General features: G+C 65.5%; 22 protein-coding genes. 5 read left to right on the forward strand and 17 right to left on the reverse strand.

The genetic code is table 11. The features are described from left to right. Positions 1-129: 129 nt before the first annotated feature. Positions 130-1,428 carry an MFS transporter gene (locus DMX11_RS17765; RefSeq protein ID WP_110745690.1) on the forward strand — a complete coding sequence of 433 codons (1,299 nt, stop codon included), beginning with the start codon at positions 130-132 and terminating at the stop codon, positions 1,426-1,428. Between the two features lie 37 nt (positions 1,429-1,465). On the opposite strand, the gene purT is transcribed toward DMX11_RS17765, so the two are convergent. From purT to DMX11_RS17790, 5 genes are all read right to left on the reverse strand, one after another. Beyond that, on the reverse strand, positions 1,466-2,647 hold the full coding sequence (purT, locus tag DMX11_RS17770; RefSeq protein ID WP_110745691.1) for a formate-dependent phosphoribosylglycinamide formyltransferase: 1,182 nt from the start codon (positions 2,645-2,647) through the stop codon (positions 1,466-1,468). Between the two features lie 76 nt (positions 2,648-2,723). After that, entirely contained in the window at positions 2,724-3,191 is a 468-nt protein-coding gene (locus DMX11_RS17775; RefSeq protein WP_085624172.1) for a VUT family protein, read from the reverse strand. Between the two features lie 82 nt (positions 3,192-3,273). Further along, entirely contained in the window at positions 3,274-3,471 is a 198-nt protein-coding gene (locus DMX11_RS17780) for a DUF1289 domain-containing protein (protein ID WP_110745692.1), read from the reverse strand. Next, complete coding sequence (locus DMX11_RS17785) at positions 3,461-3,985, reverse strand: gamma carbonic anhydrase family protein (RefSeq protein WP_110745693.1); 525 nt, start codon at positions 3,983-3,985, stop codon at positions 3,461-3,463. The genes DMX11_RS17780 and DMX11_RS17785 overlap by 11 nt, the downstream gene beginning before the upstream one ends. Positions 3,986-4,029: 44 nt before the next feature. Continuing rightward, entirely contained in the window at positions 4,030-4,629 is a 600-nt protein-coding gene (locus DMX11_RS17790; protein ID WP_110745694.1) for a CoA pyrophosphatase, read from the reverse strand. A 123-nt stretch (positions 4,630-4,752) separates the two neighbouring features. Here DMX11_RS17790 and DMX11_RS17795 point away from each other — a divergent pair, with 123 nt between their 5' ends. The 4 genes from DMX11_RS17795 to DMX11_RS17810 all read left to right on the forward strand — a co-directional run bounded on the left by DMX11_RS17795 (position 4,753) and on the right by DMX11_RS17810 (position 12,276). Further along, complete coding sequence (locus DMX11_RS17795) at positions 4,753-5,304, forward strand: NUDIX hydrolase (RefSeq protein WP_110745695.1); 552 nt, start codon at positions 4,753-4,755, stop codon at positions 5,302-5,304. 22 nt (positions 5,305-5,326) lie between these two features. Then, positions 5,327-5,881, forward strand: coding sequence for a murein L,D-transpeptidase family protein (locus DMX11_RS17800; RefSeq protein WP_110745696.1), 555 nt, complete (start codon positions 5,327-5,329; stop codon positions 5,879-5,881). Between the two features lie 158 nt (positions 5,882-6,039). After that, on the forward strand, positions 6,040-7,722 hold the full coding sequence (locus tag DMX11_RS17805) for a ShlB/FhaC/HecB family hemolysin secretion/activation protein (RefSeq protein WP_110745697.1): 1,683 nt from the start codon (positions 6,040-6,042) through the stop codon (positions 7,720-7,722). Between the two features lie 27 nt (positions 7,723-7,749). Beyond that, positions 7,750-12,276: a hemagglutinin repeat-containing protein gene (locus DMX11_RS17810; protein ID WP_110745698.1), complete on the forward strand. Its 4,527-nt coding sequence runs from the start codon at positions 7,750-7,752 to the stop codon at positions 12,274-12,276. A 34-nt stretch (positions 12,277-12,310) separates the two neighbouring features. Here DMX11_RS17810 and DMX11_RS17815 read toward each other — a convergent pair whose 3' ends face one another. From DMX11_RS17815 to DMX11_RS17870, 12 genes are read right to left on the reverse strand one after another with little or no spacing between them, the layout of a single operon-like run. Further along, positions 12,311-12,970 (reverse strand): general secretion pathway protein GspN, encoded by a 660-nt coding sequence (locus DMX11_RS17815; protein WP_110745699.1) that lies wholly within the window; start codon positions 12,968-12,970, stop codon positions 12,311-12,313. Next, positions 12,967-13,353 (reverse strand): type II secretion system protein GspM, encoded by a 387-nt coding sequence (gene gspM / locus DMX11_RS17820; RefSeq protein WP_110745700.1) that lies wholly within the window; start codon positions 13,351-13,353, stop codon positions 12,967-12,969. Before gspM ends, DMX11_RS17815 begins: the two co-directional genes overlap by 4 nt. After that, positions 13,350-14,426 (reverse strand): GspL/Epsl periplasmic domain-containing protein, encoded by a 1,077-nt coding sequence (locus tag DMX11_RS17825; protein WP_110745773.1) that lies wholly within the window; start codon positions 14,424-14,426, stop codon positions 13,350-13,352. Before DMX11_RS17825 ends, gspM begins: the two co-directional genes overlap by 4 nt. Continuing rightward, positions 14,423-15,112: a prepilin-type N-terminal cleavage/methylation domain-containing protein gene (locus DMX11_RS17830; RefSeq protein ID WP_158286179.1), complete on the reverse strand. Its 690-nt coding sequence runs from the start codon at positions 15,110-15,112 to the stop codon at positions 14,423-14,425. The genes DMX11_RS17825 and DMX11_RS17830 overlap by 4 nt, the downstream gene beginning before the upstream one ends. Then, positions 15,109-15,477: a type II secretion system protein GspI gene (locus DMX11_RS17835; protein WP_110745701.1), complete on the reverse strand. Its 369-nt coding sequence runs from the start codon at positions 15,475-15,477 to the stop codon at positions 15,109-15,111. Before DMX11_RS17835 ends, DMX11_RS17830 begins: the two co-directional genes overlap by 4 nt. Continuing rightward, complete coding sequence (gspH, locus tag DMX11_RS17840) at positions 15,474-15,905, reverse strand: type II secretion system minor pseudopilin GspH (protein WP_110745702.1); 432 nt, start codon at positions 15,903-15,905, stop codon at positions 15,474-15,476. The genes DMX11_RS17835 and gspH overlap by 4 nt, the downstream gene beginning before the upstream one ends. Before the next feature lie 2 nt (positions 15,906-15,907). Continuing rightward, the gene (gene gspG, locus DMX11_RS17845; protein WP_110745703.1) at positions 15,908-16,342 is read right to left on the reverse strand and encodes a type II secretion system major pseudopilin GspG; all 435 of its coding nucleotides are present in this window, start codon (positions 16,340-16,342) and stop codon (positions 15,908-15,910) included. Positions 16,343-16,359: 17 nt separating this feature from the next. After that, positions 16,360-17,562, reverse strand: a complete 1,203-nt coding sequence (gene gspF / locus DMX11_RS17850) for a type II secretion system inner membrane protein GspF (RefSeq protein WP_110745704.1) — start codon at positions 17,560-17,562, stop codon at positions 16,360-16,362. A gap of 3 nt (positions 17,563-17,565) precedes the next feature. Then, positions 17,566-19,014, reverse strand: coding sequence for a GspE/PulE family protein (locus tag DMX11_RS17855; RefSeq protein ID WP_110745705.1), 1,449 nt, complete (start codon positions 19,012-19,014; stop codon positions 17,566-17,568). Then, positions 19,014-20,774, reverse strand: coding sequence for a type II secretion system secretin GspD (gspD, locus tag DMX11_RS17860; protein WP_177410760.1), 1,761 nt, complete (start codon positions 20,772-20,774; stop codon positions 19,014-19,016). The genes DMX11_RS17855 and gspD overlap by 1 nt, the downstream gene beginning before the upstream one ends. A 3-nt stretch (positions 20,775-20,777) precedes the next feature. Next, positions 20,778-21,203, reverse strand: coding sequence for a pilus assembly protein PilZ (locus DMX11_RS17865; protein WP_110745707.1), 426 nt, complete (start codon positions 21,201-21,203; stop codon positions 20,778-20,780). Further along, positions 21,200-22,840: a lipoprotein UxpA gene (locus DMX11_RS17870; RefSeq protein WP_110745708.1), complete on the reverse strand. Its 1,641-nt coding sequence runs from the start codon at positions 22,838-22,840 to the stop codon at positions 21,200-21,202. The genes DMX11_RS17865 and DMX11_RS17870 overlap by 4 nt, the downstream gene beginning before the upstream one ends. Between the last annotated feature and the right edge of the window lie 85 nt (positions 22,841-22,925).

The following is a 22,925-nucleotide window of genomic DNA, read 5'->3' on the forward strand; positions in this document are numbered from 1 at the left end:
GCTATCGTCAGTCAGGCGCACACAACAACAAAACGCTCCGGCGCCCGCGCAGCCGTGCCTGCCCTGTTGCATGCATGCCGTCGCAGGCCAAGCCCATGGGGCCGGACCAGACTGTCAGGGACCTACTTAATGACAAGCAGCACCTATGCCGAGGCGCCTGCCGCGCCGGTGAACTCACCTGCCCGGGTAGCCACTGCCAGCTTCATCGGCACCGCCATCGAGTTCTACGATTTCTACGTCTACGCCACCGCCGCCGCCCTGGTGATCGGCCCGGTGTTCTTCCCGTCCGGGTCGGGTACCGCACAGATGCTAGCGGCCTTCCTTACCTTTGGTATCGCCTTCCTCGCCCGGCCGCTGGGCTCGGCGTTGTTCGGCCACTTTGGCGACCGTATCGGTCGCAAGTCGACCCTTGTCGCTTCGCTGCTGCTGATGGGCGTGTCCACCACCGCCATTGGCGTACTGCCGGGCTATGACAGCATTGGCGTATGGGCCCCGATCATTCTTTGCCTGTTGCGCTTCGGCCAAGGCCTGGGCCTGGGCGGCGAGTGGGGCGGCGCGGCGCTGCTGGCCACCGAAAACGCGCCGGAAGGCAAGCGCGCCTGGTTCGGCATGTTCCCGCAGTTGGGCCCTTCGATTGGCTTTTTGGCGGCCAACGGCCTGTTCCTGACCCTGGCCATGACATTGAGCGACGAGCAGTTCCGCGACTGGGGCTGGCGTATTCCCTTCCTGCTCAGTGCTGCGCTGGTACTGGTGGGGCTGTATGTGCGCCTGAAACTTGAAGAAAGCCCGGTGTTCGCCAAGGCGGTCGCCCGCCAGGAACGAGTGAAAATGCCAGTGGTTGACCTGTTCGCCAAGCACTGGCGCCCTACCCTGCTGGGCGCTGCGGCGATGGTGGTGTGCTATGCGCTGTTCTACATCTCGACGGTATTCTCGCTGAGTTACGGCGTGACCACACTGGGCTACAGCCGCGAGACGTTCCTTGGCCTGCTGTGCTTCGCGGTGGTGTTCATGGCCTTGGCCACGCCGCTGTCGGCCTGGCTCAGCGACCGTTACGGGCGCAAACCGGTGCTGATCGTCGGTGGTCTGCTGGCGGTGGCTTCGGGCTTCGCCATGGAGCCGCTGCTGACCTCGGGCTCGACCGCTGGCGTGGCGCTGTTCTTGGCCATCGAGCTGTTCCTGATGGGCGTGACTTTTGCGCCGATGGGGGCATTGCTGCCAGAGCTGTTCCCGACTCACGTGCGTTACACCGGTGCCTCTGCGGCGTATAACCTGGGCGGCATCGTTGGCGCCTCGGCAGCACCGTTCTTTGCCCAGAAGCTGGTGAGCATGGGTGGGCTGAGCTGGGTGGGGGGTTATGTGTCGGCGGCGGCGGTGATCAGCCTGATTGCTGTGCTGTGCCTGAAAGAGACACGCAATACCACGCTGTAAACCACTGGGGCCGCTTTGCGGCCCCAGCACTATCGGATCAGAACTCGACCTTGACCGCCTGCGCTGCACGAGTCGCCTTGGCCCGCGCCAGTTCGACCGACTCGTCACGCGCCAGGCACACGCCCATGCGGCGGGTACCGTTGATTTCCGGCTTGCCGAACAGGCGGATGGCTGTATCCGGCTCGCTCAGCGCCGCACCGAGGTTGGCGAAGCGGGTCTGTTGCGACTGCCCTTCTGGCAGGATCACGGCCGAAGCGGACGGCCCGAACTGGCGCACCACCGGGATCGGCAGGCCAAGAATGGCGCGGGCATGCAGGGCAAACTGCGACAGGTCCTGGGAAATCAGGGTCACCAGACCTGTGTCATGCGGGCGCGGCGACACTTCGCTGAACCACACCTGGTCGCCCTTGACGAACAACTCTACGCCAAACAGGCCGCGACCGCCCAAGGCATCGGTGACCGCCTTGGCCACGCGCTGCGACTCGGCCAGCGCCTTCGGGCTCATGGCCTGTGGCTGCCACGACTCCTGATAGTCGCCCTTTTCCTGGCGGTGGCCAACCGGCTCGAGGAACGTGGTGCCGCCAACGTGACGCACAGTCAGCAGGGTGATTTCGTACTCGAAGTCGATGAAACCCTCGACGATCACCCGGCCCTTGCCGGCGCGGCCGCCTTCCTGGGCATAGTCCCACGCCTTCTGCAGGTCGGCATCGCTGCGCAGCAGGCTCTGGCCCTTGCCCGACGAGCTCATTACCGGCTTGACCACACACGGGTAGCCGACATCGGCCACGCCCTTGGCGAAGTCTTCGTAAGTGTCGGCAAAGTGGTAGGGCGAGGTTGGTAGCTCAAGCTCCTCGGCGGCCAGACGGCGGATGCCTTCGCGGTTCATGGTCAGCTGAGTGGCGCGGGCAGTCGGTACCACGTTGAAGCCTTCGTTTTCCAGCTCGACCAGGGTGGCCGTGGCGATGGCTTCGATTTCCGGAACGATATAGTGCGGCTTCTCGGCCTCGATCACGGCACGCAGGGCCACGCCATCGAGCATGTTGACCACATGGCTGCGGTGCGCAACCTGCATGGCCGGGGCATTGGCGTAGCGGTCGACGGCGATCACCTCGACGCCCAGGCGCTGCAGCTCGATCACCACTTCCTTGCCCAGCTCGCCACAGCCGCACAGCAGTACACGGGTCGCGCTGGGCGACAAGGGGGTTCCGATTCGGGTCATTTCAGGTCCTCGAAGGCATCCGGGGCCGCGCCAGGCTTGGCGCGGCCCGCTGAAAAAGGACCGCTATTCTACACCATCAACCGGCCACGGCGGCCCGCCGGGCGCGAAATGCCATGGCTAGCCACACGGCGGTGACGCCTGCAAACTTCGAGGCCATGGCGGTGCCGATCACCACTGGGGTCAGTGCGCCGATCATGCCAAAGAAGATGAAGGTATCCACCGGAATGCTCAGCGCCGAGCTCAGCCACAGGCGATCGCGCAGCGGCCGGCGGGTAATGCTGAACACCAGCCAGTCTATAAGCTCGGAAATGAAGAACGCGGTGGCACTGGCCAGGGCGATGGCCGGCTCCGAGGTGACATAGGACAGCACCAACGCCACCAGCATGGCAACCAGGGCACCATGGCCGAAACGGGTCTGGACCATGTCGCGCAGGATGAACACCAGGCCGCCCCAGGCGGACCAGATGATGTCCAGGTGCGGGGCGCTGGAAAAGGCGTAGTTGATCAGCACTACGCTGCTGATATAGGCAATCAGATAGAACATGGCGGGTAGTCTGTGGGCAAGCCGTACAGATTACCGCTGGGCCGTTCGCGGGTAAACCCGCTCCCACAGGGGACAACCCGGCCTAAAGGATCAGGCCGGCCTCTACTGCCCGTTCATGGCAACGCTTGAGCACCGCCCGGCGCTCATCGTTGTCCATCCGCCCCCAGCGGCCAATCTCGGCCACGGTACGCTGGCAGCCGGTGCAGATATCCTGCTCGTCCAGCGCGCAAATGCTCACGCATGGCGATGCCACCGGCCGCTCTGCTACATCACTCATCATCAACCACCAACTCTTGGGCATAACGCTGGGCATTGTGCACGTAATGTGCAGCGCTGGCTTCCAGCATGCGTTTCTGCTGCTCGGTCAGCTCGCGCACCACCTTGCCGGGCGAGCCCATCACTAGCGAACCGTCGGGGATTTCCTTGCCTTCGGCAATCAGCGCGTTGGCGCCGATGATGCAGTGCTTGCCGATACGCGCGCCATTGAGGATCACCGCATTGATACCAACCAGGCTGTAGTCGCCCACCTCGCAGCCATGCAACATGGCGTTGTGACCTACCGTTACCCCCTTGCCCAGGGTCAGCGGCGAGCCCATGTCGGTATGCATGACCGTGCCATCCTGCACGTTGCTGCCTTCGCCGATGTCGATCAGCTCATTGTCCCCGCGCAGCACCGCGCCAAACCACACGCTGGCATTGGCCTGCAGGCGCACATTGCCGATCAGTGTGGCGTTCGGTGCGGCCCAACTGGTGGGGTGGCTCTCGACCCGCAGGTCGCCCAGGCGGTATTTCATGCTTGCTCCTCAGGCTGCGACGCAGAAGGCGGGGTTGGCCCCGCTCATTTCTCGATGTAACGCTCAGGGGGTTGGTGCAGGCTGATGCCAGCATCGAACAGCAGGTTGACCAACTCAACGATCATGATCGCCGACAACCCCCAGATCTTGTATTCGCCATAGCGATAACTGGGCACATACCAACTGCGCCCCTGGTAATCGATACGATGGGTATGATCACGCGGGTCCTGGCGGAAGAATTCCAGCGGCACGGTGAATACTGCCGCGATTTCGGCGTCGTTGGCGCGGTATTCGACGAAGTCGGGGATAACCCCGACGAATGGCGTCACTTTCAGGCCATGCAGCGAAATGAGTGGGCTGAGCGGGCCGATCACCTCGACCAGGCCAGGCGGCAGGCCGATTTCCTCCTCGGCCTCGCGCAGGGCAGTGAATATCAGGTCCGGGTCTTCCGGGTCACGGCGACCACCGGGAAAAGCCACTTCGCCACCGTGGGTGGACAGCCCTTTGGCACGCAAGGTCAACACCAGTTCGGGCGCTTCGCTGCGGGTAATGGGCAAGAGGACCGCCGCTTCAGGGAACCGTCGGTCGGTTTCCAGTGACGCGGGTTGGTGATTGCTCATTCGGCGAAGTAGCTCGTCCAGCATTGCGCACGCTCGTATCCAAGGCCTGCCTTGCATGATGCACCAAAGCCGCCAAGCACCCAAGCCCCTGCGCTTGCGGCAACCCTGCGGCCGCGCCAAGATAGCCCTGAACAAAAGGAGCGCCACATGAAATTCTGCAGCGCGTGCGGCCAGCCGGTCACCCAGCGGATCCCCGAAGGCGACAGCCGCCTGCGGTATGTTTGCGAGTCTTGCCAGACCATTCACTACCAGAACCCCAACATCGTCGCCGGTGTGCTGCCTACCTGGGGTAGCCAGGTGCTGCTGTGCCGCCGCGCCATCGAGCCACGCCGCGGTTTCTGGACACTGCCCGCCGGGTTCATGGAGAACGGCGAAACGCTCGACCAGGCAGCCCGTCGCGAAACCGTCGAGGAAGCCTGCGCCCGTGTCGGGCAAGCCAGCCTGTACCAGCTGTTCGATCTGCCGCACATCAACCAGGTGCACGTGTTCTTCCGCGCCGAACTGGCGGACCTGGACTTCGCCGTGGGTATCGAAAGCCTGGAAGTGCGATTGTTCGAGGAACATGAGATACCGTGGGGCGAGCTGGCTTTCCGCACGGTCGCGCGCACACTAGAATGCTACTATCGCGACCGCATCGGGCAGCACTACCCCATAGGCCATGAATACCTGCCGCCGATGACCGTTTCGCCCAACACCTAAAAGCCTTCAGGGATACCGTTACATGCGCTGGTTGCTAGCCCTTTTCTGCCTTTGCGTTACCTCGGTGTCCCAGGCGGCCTTCACCGAGACCATCGTCCGCAAGCCCGTGCCGGCAGCGCAAACCCAGTCGCCTTCACAGCAGGCTATGCAGCCGTTGATCGACAAGGTACTGGTGATCAAGTCCGAGCGCCGCCTGCAGCTGATCAGCCGTGGCGAGCCACTGAAAACCTACCGTATCTCGCTGGGCAAGCAGCCCAAGGGCGCCAAGGAGCGCGAGGGCGACAAGAAGACCCCAGAGGGGTTGTACTGGCTCGACTGGCGCAAACAGAGCGACCGTTTCAACTTGGCCATGCACATCAACTACCCCAACATCAGCGATGCGGCCCGGGCTACCCGCGAAGGGGTGAGTGCCGGCAGCATGATCATGATCCACGGCACGCCGATCAACGATGAATACCCGGAGTGGTACTTCCATACCCTGGACTGGACGGACGGGTGCATTGCCATGCGCAACCGCGACATGCAGGAAGTGTGGGACCTGGTGCGGGACGGGACACTGATCGAGATTCGGCCTTGATATAGAGCGTTGCAACAGACTTTGTAGGAAACGTCCCTCACCATTGCGAGAACCCGCCTGACAGCCGCTTAAGCCGCATCCTGCATCCAGGGGAGTGCCTGTTTTTTTAGCATCCACGCAGACAAGTACGTAATCCGTACCTATTTGCGGGGTGCTTCATGCCGTACCCGATTCGCCACATCGCCGGTTGGCTGTTGGCCTGCTGCCTGCCGGGGATACAGCCCATTCTCCCGGCGCAGGCTGCCGACCCGGCCAGCCAGCAACTGCGCGATCAACAGCAAGACCTGCGGCAACTGGAGCAGCAGCAACGGCTGGAGCGCTGGCAGCGCGAACCCTCCCCAACCGAAAGCGTCGACACCGCCGCCCCGACTGCGCCCGACGCCCGCTGCTGGGGCATCGAAGGCGTGCGCGTGGCAGGCAACCACCAGCTTGCGACCCCACTGCTGGCGTCCACCCTGGGCAGGCTGCCCCCTACCTGCGTGGGCATCACCGACATCAACCAGCTGCTCAAGGCCATTACCCAGCGTTACGTGCAAGCGGGCTACCCCACGAGCCGGCCGTACCTGCGGCAACCGCCACAGGATGGTGCGCCGCTGGACATCATCGTGGTCGAAGGCTTCGTCGAATCCATCGAACTGGCGGGCCCCGACCTGCCTCTGTCACTGTCCGGCGCCTTTCCCGGCCTGCTCGGGCAACCGCTGTACCTGCCAGACCTGGAACAAGGCCTCGACCAGCTCAACCGCCTGCGCGCCTACGACCTGAGCGCCGACTTGTCGCCGGGCGAGCTGCAGGGCGGCACCCGGGTCGTGCTGCAGCCGCGTAAGGTGGCTTCACGCTGGCACCTCGACAGCCGCCTCGACAACCGCGGCAGCGACCTGACCGGTCGCCATCGCCTGACCCTGGGCCTCGGCCTGGACAGCCCACTGTCGCTAAACGATGACTTGCGCCTGTCGCTGACCAGCACCGTGTTCGACGCCCCCGGCCAAAGCCAAGGTCTCTCGCTGTACTACAGCATCCCCTACGGTGCCTGGACCTTCGCCCTCAGCGCCAGCCAGCTGCGCTACCAGGCCCCCCTGCCCCACAGCGACAAGGCCGCCGACGGCACCAGCAGCTACCAGGGCCTGAGCGTCGAGCGGGTACTCTGGCGCAACCAGCAAGGCATGCTCAGCGCCAGCGTGCGGCTGGACCGCAAGCAACTGATCAACCGCAGCGCGGGTGCCGTCGTGGTCCAGCAGAGCCCGACCCTGGCCTCGGTGGAAGCCGGTATCAACCTGCTGTGGCTCGACGGTGGCTTATGGAATGGCTACTTCGGCGTCGCCCAAGGCGTCGACGCTTTCGGCGCCGACCGCTCGCCACTGGGGGCAGAACGCCTGCGCCCGGACTTTCGCAAGTACCGCGCCAACCTGCTGCACCTGCGCCAGGGCCCAGCCCCTGACCCTTGGCGCTGGCAGAGCGAACTGGGCCTGCAGTACAGCAGCGACCCGCTGCCGGCCGTCGAGCAATTGCTGGTCAGTGACGATTCGACCGTGCGTGGTTTTCGCCTGCGCACCTACTCCGGCGCCAGCAGCGCCGTGTGGCGCAACACCCTTAGCCAGCCGCTACCTCCGACCTGGAATCAACCGTTGCAGGTACGCCCCTACGTCGGCCTTGACCTGGGCTGGACCCGTACTGCCCACGGCAAGCCATCGCAGCGCTTGGCCGGGGCCGCTGCCGGGGTCGAACTGAGCCTGCCCGGTAGCCGCCTGCGCCTCGATTACCAACGCGCCCTGTACACCAGTGACCTGCCCCGCCCGCAGCTGGAGCCCGGCTTCTGGGTGATGGAGTGGACCCTGAGCATTTGATTCACCCACAACAAAGAGAACGAGAACATGCAGACACTCTCGCAGTCACCGTCCATCCGCCCGGATACCTTGCGCTGGGCCATCTTCCTCGCCCTGCTGGGGTCCAGCACCGCAATCGCCCAAGGCGGCCTGGAAGCCACCAGCGGCCCAGGCGGCACGCCCATCATCAACAACGGCCACGGGGTACCCGTGATCGACATCGTGCCACCCAACGCCAGCGGGCTGTCGCACAACCAGTTCCTCGACTACAACGTCGGCAGGCCCGGCGTGGTGCTGAACAATGCCATCCAGGCCGGGCAGTCGGAGCTGGCTGGTGCCCTGGCGGCCAACCCGCAGTTCCAGGGCCAGGCCGCCTCGACCATCCTCAACGAGGTGATTAGCCGCAACGCCTCGCTGATCGAAGGGCCGCAAGAAATCTTCGGCCGACCGGCAGACTACATCCTGGCCAACCCCAACGGCATCACCCTCAACGGCGGCAGCTTCATCAACACCACCCGCGCCGGCTTCGTGGTGGGCACCCCAGAGTTGGAAGCGCAGCAACTCAAGTACCTCGACACGCTCAATGCCAGCGGCACTCTGCAGGTACTTGAGCGCGGCCAGAACAATTCCCAGGGAGCCCTTGAGCTGATCGCGCCGCGCGTGGACAGCAAAGGCCTGCTCATGGCCGGCAAGGCACTCGACATCACCGTCGGCCGCAACCGCATCGACCGCACCAGCGACGAAATTGTCGAACACTTGCCCGGCACTCCTTCGAGCATCGACGCGAGCCTGTTCGGCGCAATGCGCGCCGGGCGTATCCGTGTACTAAGCACTGGCGAAGGTGCCGGCGTGCGCGTCGGGGCTTCACAGGTGCTGGGCACCGAAGGCATCGACATCCAGTCTGCCGGGGCCCTGCATGTCAGCGGCAAGGTCGACAACCCCGCCGAATTGCGCAGCGAGAGCGGTGCACTGGCCCTCACAGCAGCCACTGAACTGACGCTCGGCACCGTCGATGGCAAGGCCTCAAGCATCACCGTGAAAGCCGGCAAGAAGCTGACCCTGGACGCCGATACCCGCGAGCACATCGCACAGGAGCGGGACAGCTGGAGCAAGAAGTTCCTGTTCATCACCAACGAAACCTACAGCCGCGACCGCACGACCACCGAGCGCCAACAACGCGGCACGCATTTGCAGGGCACCGGTGATATTCGGCTGCAAGCAGGTGCCGACATGCAGCTCAAGGCGGCCGAGATCAAGACCGAGGGTACGCTGACACTCGACAGCGGCGCCAACCTGGACATTGTCGCGGGCATAGACAACCAACGCATCGAAGAGCAGATACGCCACCGCAAGAACTTGTGGCGCGGGGACAGCGATAGCGAACAGTACAAGGAGACGGCACAAGGCAGCCGGCTCGACGCCCAGGAGATGGTCGTCAAGACCAATGCGACCCTCAACGTACAAGGCAGCACCCTGCACAGTCGCGGCGACCTGACCATCGATGCCAAGCAGGCAGACATCGGCACTACCGCCTTGCAAGAGAAGGCCACCCGGCGCAACTACCGTGGCGACCTGGTATCCGGCACCTTCTTCGGCGACCGCAAGGGCAACGACACCGATGGCCAAACTGTCTCCGGCAGCAGTGTCACCAGCGTTGGCAAGCTCACCGTCACAGCCGATCAGGTCGCCATCAAAGGCAGTACCTTGCACGGCCAGCGGGACGCGGTGCTCTACAGCACGAAAGGGTCGCTGGCCATCGAGGCAGACCACGGCAGCAGCACCTCCACCGAGCGCACGAGTGACAGCAAGTTGTTCGGCCTGATCGGCAAGCAACGCGAAAGTACGGACCGCGAACAGCAGGTGCTGGTCAGCGACGTCAGCTCGGCCACCAACCTGCGTTTGGCCAGCGCCGAAGAAATGCGCATCCACGGTGCCAAGGTCGCTGCTGGCGGGCATCTGCAGGTCGAGGCCAAGGGCGACCTGCAGATTGCCAGCACGCAAGTGGTCGAAGCACGCGAAACCCGCGAACAGCAGCGCGGCTTCACCGCCAGTGCCAGGCAAACCCAGGAAGCCGAGGATGGTAAGCCAGAGTCACGCCAGTATGCGGCCGGCGTTGCGTATGAGGTGGCCACCAGCACTGCCGAGCAACGGACCACCAGCCAGGTCGCCAGTGAGCTCAAGGGCGCATCGGTGGGCCTGAGCAGCGGGGCTCGGTTAGAGGTCAACGGCGCCTCGGTGAAGGCCAGCGCAGGCGACCTCGACGTGCAGGCGCAGCAGGTGACGCTGGGCGCTACCCGTAACGACCGCGACACCAGCACCAGTGCCACCCAGAGTGGTGGCGGGCTGACCGTGACGGGCGGCATCGACCGGCTCGGTAGCCTGTTCGAAGGCCACCACAACCGCGAGGTGACGCACGAACGCGACAGCAACGTGCAGCGCAGCGAATTACAGGCTAGCGGCGACCTCAAGCTGCACAGCGAACACCTGGTGACCGAAGCGGCGCGCGTAAATGCCGGCAACGCCCTGCAATTGACCGCCAAAAGCATCGACAACCGCGCCGTGCTGGATACCCGGGAACGTGAACAACAGCGTAACGACTGGGCTGGCAGCCTGGGCGCCAGTGTCGAGTACCGTGACCTGACCCGCCCGATCGAACGCCTGGTACTGGGCGAGGAAGCCCCACGCTTCCAGCAAGCCTCACCTGAAGACGCCATGGCGCCGCCCAGCGTGGGTGCCGACATGACCGTGGAGCATCTCAAGCGCCTGGAAAACCAGCGCCGTGGTTTTGCCCAGGTCAGTGAGTTGTCCGGGGCCTCGGTCGAGGTCAAGGCAGACACCATTGCCGACCAAGGTACGGCCTGGCGGGCCAGCGCCGGGACCTTGCAGGTCGCGGCGCAGCAACACCAGATGCAGGCCGCCGCGAATACCCAGGAAAGTACCGTGCAACGCCTGGCCTATGGTGGCGACGCGCGCCTGGATACCAGCACCGGCGAGGACCTGAATGTACGCGCTGCCGGCAAAGGCGGCTCGCTGAACAAACAGGACAACGCCAGCACCGCCGTACCCGGCAGCCTGTATGGGCAACAGGGCATCCAGGTACAGCTGGGCAGCGATGGGCGTTACGAAGGGGCACGCATCAATGGCGGCGACGGTAGCGTGGTCATGCACAGCGCCGGTTCGCTGGCGTTACCACAGGCAACCGATCATGCCGGACAGCAGTCGGGGCAGCTTGAGGGCAATGCCTGGGTTAAAGTCGGCAACCGCCCGGGCAGCACTGGGGTCGACGGCCGTGGCTACCTCGACCACGACCAGAAGCAGAGCAGGCAGAGCAACGCACAGGTGGCCCAGATCGACGCCAAGGGCCAGGTAGAATTGACCAGCGGAGGCGACCTGTCACTAGAAGGCACCCGCATTGGCAGCCTCCAGGAGAAAGTCGCCGAAATCCAGGTGCAAAGCGGCGGCCGGCTGCTGGTCAAGCCGGCCAGCAACACCCAGCAAGCCACGGGTGCGAGCCTGGGCGGCGGCCTGGAGCTGGCGGCCAAAGCCGGCAGTACCAAGGGCGGTGCCATTGGCGGCCACTTCAGCAAAGGCAAGCAGGACGAAGATACCCGCCAGTCGTTAGATACCCAGTTTGCCAGCACTGGCAAGCTCACCTTGAGCAGCAGCGCCCGCGAGGATATCGCCCTGCACCTCGAAGGCCTGCAGGCCTCCGCCGAACGGATAGCCCTGGACGCGACGAGCGGGGGGATGCTGGTGAAGGCTTCCTCCAACCAGGAACGTCGCGACAACCTCGACATCAGCGCCGGGGCCGGTTTCGACATGGCCAAGGGAGCGCTCGACACTCGCGGCCTGCATGGCCGCCTCAAGGTGGAGCTAGACAAACGCGACAACCTTACCTGGAACGCCAGCAACCTGCGCGCCGACAGCATCGACCTGCAAAGCCGCGGCGATACCCTCATTGAAGGTGCCACCCTCGAAGCCGGGCATATTGGCGGTACGATCGATGGCGACCTGCGCATCGCCAGCCTCAAAGACAGCGTCGACAGCCTGAGCGTGAAAGGCGATGCCCGGCTGAGCCAGGAGAAAAACCCACAGGGCTACATCAACGCGGCCACCGCAGTGGCCCGCCCCTTGGGGAGCAAGGTCGAGCAAAAGGCGGGCTCCGCCCTGGGCAAGGCAGACCCTGGGTTGTCGCCAACCTTCAGCCTCGACGTATCGCACGTACAGCGCGACAGCGTGGGCCGGCAAGCCACCTTGAAAGGCAGCGACGGAATCGACCTGCAAGTCGGTGGTAGCGCCCATCTGCTGGCCGCACGCTTGCAGTCTGCCAAGGGTAACGTGGCGCTCGACGCCCACTCGGTGGCCCAGGAAACCCTAAGCGGCAATGACTATCGTCGGGACGTGTCGCTCGATGCGTCCAATTCACCGGTAGACCTGGGCACCGCTATTGCCGAAATGGCCAAGGGCAAAGGTGCGGCAGACGGGGAAAATGCGCTGGACCTGGGGTTCTTGAGGACCAGCGGGCACAGCCGTAGCGAGCAGTGGGCGTCGAGTGTGAGTAAGAGAAAGGACTGATCCAGACGCCGCGTCCCAGCAGGAGCGCCCTTGCCTACCAGCGAAGGTCTCGCTGCCCGCTCAGCGCCTGCGGCCCTAGCCACTGCACCCCGCGCAGCAATGGTGTCAGCGCTGCCTCCGGCTGCAGCGCAAACGCCACCTGTGCCCGGTTCCCTGGCAGGTCGGCATCCAGGGCCAGTTGATGCTGGCCCTGCTGCACCAGTTGCCCGCGCAGGCGCCAGCCGCTGTGGCAGTCCATTTCCAGCCACCCCTGCCCCAGGCCAAGTGACCAGGGCTTGCTCAGGGCCAGGTCGGTAACCGTGACACGGCCTTCACTGGAGCGGCATTCACGCCCTGCCCCCTGTACCCGCAGTGTCCCTTGCCACTGCCCCGCCAGCCGGTAGTCCGTCAGTACTGTCGCCTGAGCGCCCACGGCTGAGGCCTCCAGTCGCCAACGCCATGGCCAGCCTTCGGCTCGCAACTGCCAGGCCTGGCCCTGAAAGCCCAGCTGCGCATTTGCCTGTAAGCGCCAAGGCTGCAGCGTCCAACGCAATGGCCCCACGGGACCCAACTGTTGCGCCTGGCCTTGCCAAAGGCTGCCAATGACATCGCGCGCTGGCAGGCCGAACGCACGTGCCACCCAATCGGCCGGAAGCTCGACCAGCAGCGTCAGCACGAATACCAGCACACTCCACGCCATCCCCCGGCGGCTCATGGCTGCACCACCAGATCGAAGCGCAAGCCCTTACCCCCCTGCTCCAGCCCCCATTCCAGCGGCTTCGCGCCTTCTGCACGCAGGCTCTGCAACCAACCTTGCAGCACGCGCTCATCAGCCACCTGTCCACCCAATTGCCAAGCCTTGCCCTGCGCATCGACTTCGTCCAGTTCGATCTGCCGCGCCTGGGCCGACTGGCGTAGCCGCTCCAGATTCAGCCCCGGGCCGCCTTGCAGGCTGGCGGCCTGTTCGGCAAGCACGCGCCACTGGCTGAGCTCGCGCCATTGGGTGAGGCCTGCGCGCAGGGCCAGGAAGGCCAGCAACAGGGCGATGATTGCCCAGGCGAGCGTCAGGCGGTGGCGCTGTAACCCATCGCGGTTCATGAAGCGGCCCCCAGGTCGAAGATCACTTGGCCCGCTTGAACCTGCACCGTGGTGCCTGCCGCGGTCGCCATGTCCTGCCATGGCGGCGTGCTGCCCTCGCCTTCAAGGCGCACATGCCAACGTTGGCCATCAAACCGCACCGCTCGCAGCTGCCAGCCGGGGTTGTCCCGCAGCCAGGCCTGCAGGCGGGTTTGCAGATCCTCCAGCTGACGCGTGCGCAACTGCTGTTGCAGTTCGCTTTCGCGCAAGCGCCTGAGAACCTGTGCGGCATGCCGTGGGCTGGCCTGCTCGCCGGTCACGGCAATGACCTGGCTACGCCACAGATGCGCCTGGCGCCATTGCTGGCTCAACCACACACCGCCCCATACCGTAGCCAGCACCAGGCAAACTGCGAGCAGGCGTTGATGCTGCCGGGAGACCACCGGCAACGTGCGCCTGTTGCGGGCGCGCTCGAACAGACCTGGCATTGAATCGAGCGCTGCCAAGGTACTTGGCCAGTCGCCGCTCAACGGCAGCTTTGTCAATGCTGCCAAGGGTTGCGGCAGTAAGCTACCCAGCGCCACCGGCCAGGCCAGCCAGTGCTCCTGCCCGTCCTCGAGCACGCCTTTGAACAGGGTCATGGCGGGCGGGCGCTGCCAATGCCAGGCACTACCCGCCGACGGCGCAGGCAGCAGCTGCAGCTGCGCCCAACAACGCTCGACCTGCACGCCCCATGCGGCACATTGCGCGTGCCATGCAGCCAGTTGCTCACGGGCCACCACCAATAGCCGAAGGTGGCCAGGTTCACGCGCCAGGCAGGCGCAAGCCACTTCGTTGATGGGCTGCAACAAACGGTCTTCGAGCAACAACGGCCACTCCTCGCGCTTGAGCCCGGGCGGGGCCTGGACACGGAAATGGCTGCAGGCTTCGGCAGGCAGGATCAATGCAGCACGCGCCAGCAGGTTGGCCGGCGGCTGGCCCTGGCCCTCGCCTTGCACGATGCCACCGTCGACCAGCGCCCACTGCCAGACCGGGCCCGGGCGCAGCAACAGCCACGGAAGTGCTGGCGTACGTCGCCGCCATTCAAACTTCATGAGCGCCCCCACGGGAGGGCGAAAGTGCAGACATAGGGTGCTCCATCACGCTGCAGCTCCAGGCGCACGCCACGCCCCGGGTGCGCTGGTTGGTCAGAAGGCCAGGCCAGCCAGCGGCCACCCTGGTAATACAGGACATTCATGGCGCTGACCCGGTCGAGCCGATCGCGCAGTACCCAACGGGGGGCAGCGGCGGCGTACAGGTCGGCCGAGCTTTCCAGCATCAGGCGCTGCTCGCGGGCCTCGAAACGCAGACGCTGGCGTTGCAGGCGCGCACCACCTTCGGCTTCTGGCAGGCCGGTGCTGGCGACCCACAGCAACTGGTTGCTGGCGGGTTGCCAGTCCAGCCAGTGGCTGGCCAGCGGCAGGCGCTGGTCGTAGATGCGGCGCAGTACCGGGCTGTCGAGGCGGCGCTCCAGGGCCAGGCAAAAGTCCAGGACCGAGGTGTGCTGTGGGGTGGCTTGCAGGCGCTCGCGGACCTTGAGCCAGCCATTGACCAGCGCGGCGAGCATGATGCCGAGTATGGCGGTCAGGGCCAGGGCGACCATCAGTTCGATCAGGGTCAGGCCGGTTTGGCGGTGTTTGGTGGGCTGGCCTCTGCGCTGCTGATGGAAATGGACCTCTGCGGAAGCGGGCGTGCCCGCGCCCACAGGGACGCTGAAGGCTTCATGATTTCTGTGAATCATGGGCGCTCCAGAAACACGGTGTACTGGCCCAGCGGCGAGCGCTGGTCGCGGTCGGCGAACAACAGTAGTTCGCCACGGCGCAAGTCGCGTACGCCGGTACGGCGCAGTTGCAGCTGCCAGTGGCACAACTGGCCGCCCTGGCTGAGCTCACCAGCTGTTTGGTTTTGAGCCGGCCAGTACTGCTCGACGGCAAAGCGGGTTTGCAGTTCGCGCGCGCACAGCAGGCCAAGGCGATGCTGTTGCACATTGCCCTGCACGGCCAAGCGCTGGCGCAGCACCTGGCTGGTGATCACCGCCAGCACGGCAGCGATGGCCAGGGCTACGGTCACCTCCAGCAGGGTGAAGCCACGCTGTGCTTGCTTCATGGCACCACCCGCATGCCATCGGCGCGATTCCAGGCCCATTGCTGGCTGCCATCGGCCCAGTGCCAGCGCACGCTACCCGCCTGCGCCCAGCCATGCGGCGTGAACAGCACGCGCGGTTGAGAGCTGGCCGGCCAGTCCGGGTGCAGGTCCTTTGGCCAATCGCCGAGCGAGACCGCTTCGACCACCCAGGCATTGCCCTCGCGGCGGACGAACTCCGGGCGTTGGCCATTCCAGCGCAGCCCGCGCAATTGCCCGGCATGCCGGGCCAGCGCGGCCTGCCCGCGGACCTCGGCCGCCAGCCGTTGCAGGGCCTGCTCGACACTGGCCTGGCCGTTGCCGAGGCCGGCCACCGCCAGCCCGGTCATCAGCCCGGCAATGGCCAGTACCACCAGCAGTTCGATCAGGCTGAAACCGCGCTGACGCTGCACCGTTACAGCTCCCAGTTACCCAGGTCGGCATCCTGGCCTTCACCACCCGGCAGGCCATCGGCACCCAGCGAGTACACATCGACCCGGCCATGCTCACCGGGCATGCGGTACTGGTACGGGGTACCCCACGGGTCTTGCGGCAGGCGGCGCACGTAGCCGTCGCTGCGCCAGGCCCGTGGCAGCGGCTCCTGCGCAGGCTTTTTCACCAGCGCGGCCAGGCCCTGTTCGCTGCTGGGGAAGCGCAGGTTGTCCAGACGGTACATGTCCAGCGCCTGCTCCAACGTGGCCAGGTCGGCCATCACCTTCTGCTTCATGGCCTTGTCCTGGTTGCCCAGCACGCTGGGCGCGACCACGGCGATCAGCAGGCCGATGATGAAGATCACCACCATGATTTCCATGAGGGTGAAACCGCGCTGGCGGTTGCGTCGATGCTGCATGGCAATACTCCTTGTCTTCACAGTTGCAGGCCCTGGTTGAGTTGCATGATGGGCAACAGCACCGCCAGCACGATGAACAGCACCACGGCGCCCATCACCAGGATCATCAGGGGTTCGAAAAGCGCCATGGCGGTATCCACCTGGCGGGCAAAGCCACGCTCCTGGTCGTCGGCCACGCGCTCGAGCATGTCGGCCAGGGTGCCGCTGGCCTCGCCACTGCCGACCATGTTCACCAGCAGCGGCGGGAATTGCTGGCTGGCATCCAGTGCACGGTGCAGGCTGGTACCGCCCTGCACCTGCTGACGCACCTGCTCCATGGCCTGACGGATACGCCGGTTACCCACGGTTTCAGTGGCCACCTGCAAGGCTTCGAGCAGCGCCACGCCGCTGCCGCTCAGAATCGCCAGGCTGCGCGCCAGGCGCGCGCTTTCAAGCACCTGCAGCAGGCTGCCAATGCGCGGCAGGCGCAGCAGCCACTGGTCGCGGCGCAGGCACCAGTGCGGCTTGCGCAGCAGCCAGCCGCCCAGTACGCCGAGCAACAACACCAACCCCAGCAACCAGGGCCCGGCGTGCACCAGCCCCTGGCTCAGGCCGATCAGCAACGAGGTGATCAGCGGCAGGCTTTGCCCGGCGTGGGCGAATTGCTCGGTGAGTTTGGGCACGACGAACGTCATCAGGCCAATCACCACTGCCAGCGATACGCCCATCAGCACAGTGGGGTAGATCAGCGCGGTGCGGGCCTTGTGTTGTTGGCGTTGCACCTGCTCCAGGTGATCGGCCAGGCGGGTCAACACCTGGGCGAGGCGCCCGGAACGCTCGCCGGCTTCGACCAGCGCGCAGTACAGGCCGCTGAACGGTGCGCCCTGGCGGGCCAGGCTGCGAGCCAGGCCGAGGCCTTCGCCCAGTGAGCCGCGCAGGGCCACCAGCACACTGTGCAAGGCAGGCTGACGCAGTTGTCGCTCAAGGGTGGCGAGGGCATCCACCAAGGGGATGCCGGCCCCGGTCAGGGTGGCCAGTTGGCGGGTCAGCTCGCACAGCTGGGCACGGCTCAGGCGCTGTCGCCGGGGCTGGCGGCTGCCAGCTTCGTGGCGCTGCAGCTGGCGGGCGAACAGGCCCTGTTCGCGCAACAGCTGGCGGGCATGGCGTTCGCTGTCGGCCTGCAGGCTGGCCTTGTGGGGCTTGCCGGCGAGGTCGACAGCCTGGTAGCGATAGGTCGGCATGGCTTAGCCCTGCACCACGCGCAGCACTTCGGCCAGGCTGGTCTCGCCACGCGCCAGGCAATCGCTGGCCATCGCCACCAGGCTCTGCCTGCGCCCGGCCAGGTGGTCTTGCATGGCCAACTCGCTGGCGCCGTCGTACAGCAGGCCGATCAAGCCGGCATCCAGTTCGATGAACTCGTAAAGGCCCAGGCGCCCGACGTAACCGCTGCCCTGGCACTGCTCGCAGCCGACGGCATGGTAGCTGCTACCCAGCGCCGCCAGTTCGGGCCACAGCTGCCGCTCGGCAGGTTGCAACGGCTGCGCCACGGCACACCTGCACAAGCGTCGTACCAGGCGCTGGGCCAGCACGCCGCGCAGGCACGAGGCGATCAGGAACGGTTCGATGCCCATGTCGCGCAGGCGGGTCACTGCGCCCACGGCGCTGTTGGTGTGCAAGGTAGACAGCACAAGGTGGCCGGTGAGGCTGGCCTGCACGGCAATCTGTGCAGTTTCCTGGTCGCGGATTTCACCGAGCATGATCACGTCCGGGTCCTGCCGCAGGATGGCGCGCAGGCCGCTGGCGAAGGTCAGCCCGGCGCGGGGGTTGATGGCGGTCTGGCCAATGCCAGCGATGGCGTACTCCACTGGGTCCTCGACAGTGAGGATGTTGCGGCTGCCATCGTTGAGGCTGTTGAGGCTGGCGTACAAGGTCGTGGTCTTGCCCGAACCGGTCGGGCCGGTGGACAGCACGATGCCGTTGGGGCGTGCCAGGCAACCGCGCAGGCCCTGCAATACCGCTGCCGGCATACCCAGGTTGGCCAGCGTCAGCAGGCTGGCCTGTTTGTCGAGCACGCGCATCACCACCCGCTCGCCATGAATGCCGGGCAGGGTCGAGACCCGCACGTCCACTTCACGGCCTGCCGCACGCAAGGTGATGCGGCCATCCTGCGGTTGGCGTTTTTCAGCGATATCCAGGCGCGCCATGACCTTGATCCGCGAAACCAGCATGGCTGACAGCGCCCGCGGCGGGCGCAACACTTCGCGCAGGTGGCCATCGACCCGCAGGCGCACCACCAGGCTCTGCTCGAAGGTTTCGATATGAATGTCCGAGGCGCGCAGGCGCAGGGCCTGGCCGAAAAGGCCGTTTATCAGGCGGATCACCGGGGCTTCGTCGTCGCTTTCAAGCAGGTCTTCGATGCGCGGCATCTCGCTCATCAGGCTATCCAGGTCGACCTGGTCGCCGATGCCTTCGATCAGCGCTTCGGTGGCGGCATCACCGGCCTGGTACAGCTGGCCGAGGCGCTCGTCGAACACCCCAGGTTCCAGGTATTCCAGGACACTCGGCTGGCCATGCACACGCAGCAGCTCCTGCAACTGGGCACTGTCGGCGTCGGGGCGCAGCCACAGCTGCCAGCCCTGCGCTGCCGGGGCCATGGCCACCCCGCTCTGGCGGGCCAAACGATAAGGCAGCATCACCAGTTACCGCCTTCCAGGCGCGCCCGGCTCGCAGGAAACACCTGCAGCAACCGCTTGCCGTCGGCCAGGTCCGGCAGTTGCAGCGGCGTGGTCTGCTGCAAGGTACGGTACTTGTCTTCGCTGAGCCCAGCCAGGCTTGGCCCATCGCGCAGGATGCGCGGGCGGATGAACACCATCAGGTTCTGCTTGGTGTTCTTGCTGGCGTCGGAGCGGAACAGCCGGCCCAGGTACGGAATATCCCCGAGCAACGGCACGCGCTGGTTGCTGGTGCTGAGCTCATCGCTGATGAGCCCCCCCAGGATGACCAGGCCGTTATCCTCGACCATGACTTTGGTCTTGATCTCGCGCTTGTTGGTAATCACGTCGCTGGCAGCGCTGGATTCGGCAATCGACGACACTTCCTGGACGATATCCAGGCGCACGCTGTTATCGACGTTGATCTGCGGCTTGATGCGCAACTTCACCCCGACTTCCTTGCGTTCGATGGTCTGGTACGGGTTGGCGTTGTTCTGCGTCACGGAACCGGTGACGAAGGGCACTTCCTGGCCAACCAGGATCGATGCCTCGGCATTGTCCAGGGTCAGCAAGGTGGGCGTGGACAGCAGGTTGAAGCCGCTTTTGCCCTTCAGCGCGTTCACCAGCATGGCGAAGTTGAAACCACCGCCGAAATGACCGATGCCTGCAGTAGCGCCTGCGGTGCTAGACAGCAGGTCGCCTAGCGCTTCGCTATCACCGCTGGCAGCCGCCCCGGCGATGTTGGCGATGTTCACCCCATTGCTGCCAAAGTTGACGATGCCGGCACCGAACTTCTCGTCAGCGAACAGCCACTGCACGCCCAGCTCCTGGGCGCTGCTGTCCGACACCTCGGCAATGATCGCCTCCACCACCACCTGGGCACGACGGATATCCAACTGCTCGACGATGGCGCGGTAGGCCGCCAGCTCGCTGTCGGGCCCGACCATGACTACCGCGTTGGTGCCTTCTTCGTACTCCAGGCGGATACCGGAATCACTGGCAACCGGCAGCGCCTGCTCTTTGCCCTGGCCTTCGGCACCCGCATTCGCCGCGCCGTCGCTGGGCACCGCACCCTCCTGACTGAGGCCGCGCAGCACTTTCACCACTTCGCCAGCATTGGCGTGACGCAAGTAGATGACCTGGGTACTGCTGCCGGCGGCCTCGCTGGGGCGCTCCAACTGGCGAAGCAGGCTGGCGATACGCTCAAGATTGCTTCGCCAGTCGGTGACGACCAGCTGGTGCGCTGCCGGATAGGGCGTGATCACGCCCACGCGCGGGTCGACCAGCGGCTTGAGTATGCTCAGGACCTGCTCGCTGGCAGCATTGCGCACATTGAATACCCGGGTGGCCACGCTGTCGCTGCCCTCGCCCCGCTGGCCGGTAGTTTCCACCGGCACCGGCTCCAGGCGCGCAGCCTGGTCGGGGACGATCTTCACACTGCCATTGGGCAGGTCTACAGCGGCATAGCCCTGGGCGCGTAGCTGGGCCAGGAAGATATCGTAGATGGCGTCGGCGTCGTGCAGGTCGACGGTGCGCACGGTGACCTTGCCCTTGACCCGCGGGTCGACGATGAAGCTGGTACCGGTGATGCGCGACACACTGTCGATGAACTCACCCAGTTCGGTGTCGACGAAATTCACCTCGTACATCGGCGTACCGTTGTCATCGAACACCGGCTCTTCGGCGCAGGCCATGGACAAGGCCAGGCTCAGCGCGGCCGCCACGCAATATCTAACAGGCATCGTTCATCCTTGGCGCTTGAAGCCGGTCACGACGGGGCGTGGCGGCCAGGGCAGGCGCTCACGCCGCCCCTGGTTGTTGAAAATCAGGCCATCGCTGTCGATGTCCTGCAGCACAATCCCGGGCGCCAGGCGCTGGCCACGGGCCAGGGTGCGCACCTGTTCGCCATAGCGCAGCACCACCACGCTGGAGGCCAGCGGCCGGGCCTTGAGGCCGCCAAGGTATTGCAGCGGCAGGCGCGTGATGACGATGGCGCCATCGTCGATGGGTGCGTGCCAGTGGCCGACCATCAGCCCAGGCAGAGGGCTTTCGGCAATCGCTGGCGCCGTGGCCGGTTGTGGCTGGCCGCTCGCCTGCAGCAGGCATTGGGCAGCCAGCCAGCCGATCAGGGTCAGACAAGCGCCAGTGAACAGGCGCGGGGCGATTGTCATGAAGCCAACTGCCGAGGGTGCCAGCCGGGATGCCCCTGCACATAGCGCACTTCGGGCAGTTGCAGCGGCGGCAGTTGCCAGTCGGCCCCTTGCCGGGCAAGCCAGGCTTCCACCCGCTGCCACAGCGGCTCATCCGCCTGGGTTTCGAATTGCAGGCCAAAGGTGCGGCACAGGCCCTGCACCGGCTCCAGGCCGGTGATCCGCTTGCCCTGCGGGCTATAGCTGACGCGCCAGACCTGGCCCTGCCAGCGCGGCAGGTCCTGGCTGTTGTCCAGCAACAGAGGGTCGCCGAACAGTTGCTCGGCAGCGTTCTCCAGCACTTGTTCGACCTGTCGGGCCGGGGCTTCGACCACCGGCGCCGGGTACCCTCCGGTCAGGCTGATCAGGTGCTCGCGAGTAATGGGCGCCCCTGCCGGTAGCGGGTAGTCATAGCGTAGGCCTGGCAACAGCACGGGCATGCCGCTGTCATCGGCCAAGGCTTGATGCAGCAGGCGGTCCCAGCTGCCGCCCCGGGTATCGCGGCGCCATAGAGCCTGGGGCGCGCGGGCCAGCGGCTGGTCCAGCCAGGCGGCGTGGCCGGCACGTTGCTGGCGCAGTTGCGCCTGCAGTGGCGCGACCCGCAGCTGTGCAGCAGGCGCCAGTTGCTGCTCGAAGGCCGGGAAGAAACGCCCGTCGAACCGCCACAGCCCGGCCACGCGCTGGCAGCGCAGGCGGAATGCACCACTGCCGCGGCAGCCGGCAAACAGTACCGGTACGCTGCGGCCGCTGGCCTGGGTGACCTCGACCGGGGCCGGCCACAGGTCCTGGCCACGGGCGCACAACAGCACATCGATTTGCGGCACCCGTTCCGCTAGCCACAGGCCGGGCCCCGTGCCGACATCGGCCATGGCTACCACAAGGTCGGCTTCGCGGCGGGCCTGTTCGAACACCGGCTGCAGCGACTGGTACCACTGTTTGAGGGAGGCTTTCTGATCTTGCGCATAGGGATCGGTCACACCGACGACCGCAATTCGCGCACCACCGCGCTCGTAGATGCGCATGGCTTCAAGGCCCAAAGCCTGGCGCTGTTGGTCCGCCAGACCGGCACCAAGGGTAATGGCGCTGGCCTGACGGTAGAGCCCCGGGCTGCGTTGCGGCCACAGCACACGCTCGTCGCTGCTGACCCGCGCTTCGGTGCCCAGCAGTTGGCTGCCCTGAACACCGCTTTCGCCCTGGGTCAGGTAGGCCAGGCCACTGCCGTTCCAGCCCTGGCCGTTTTCCAGGGTCAGGCTGTTACCGGCGCCGGCCTCGCTGCGCAGTTGTTCCAATAATGCAGCCAACACCGCGTAACCGCCCAGCTGGGCAGACGCTGCCTGACTGGCATCGAGCAGTGGCCCCAACTGCGGGTAGGCGGTACTGGCACTGCTACCGGTCATCCAGGGTGCGCGGCCCAGGTGGCTGACCGGCCCCAGGCGTGTAGCCGGCACTACAGCCAAGCCAGGTTGACGGGCATCCAGAGTGTCGGCCACGTACAGCAGGTCGAGGCTGGCATTGCCGCCTTGCTGGCCAGGGAATGCGGAGCAGGCGCCGAGCAACGGTGCCAAAGCCCCAACGCCCATCCAGCCAATCACTTCGCGCCTGTGCACACTGCTCGCCATCGCACCCGCCATCCTTATCTGCGTTCATTCAGGGCCCCGGATGTTGCGGCGTTGGCATTACAGTTTGATGGCAGAAATCCGACAG

Origin of the sequence: Pseudomonas sp. LB-090624 (genome assembly GCF_003205205.1) — a bacterium.
Lineage (GTDB): Bacteria > Pseudomonadota > Gammaproteobacteria > Pseudomonadales > Pseudomonadaceae > Aquipseudomonas.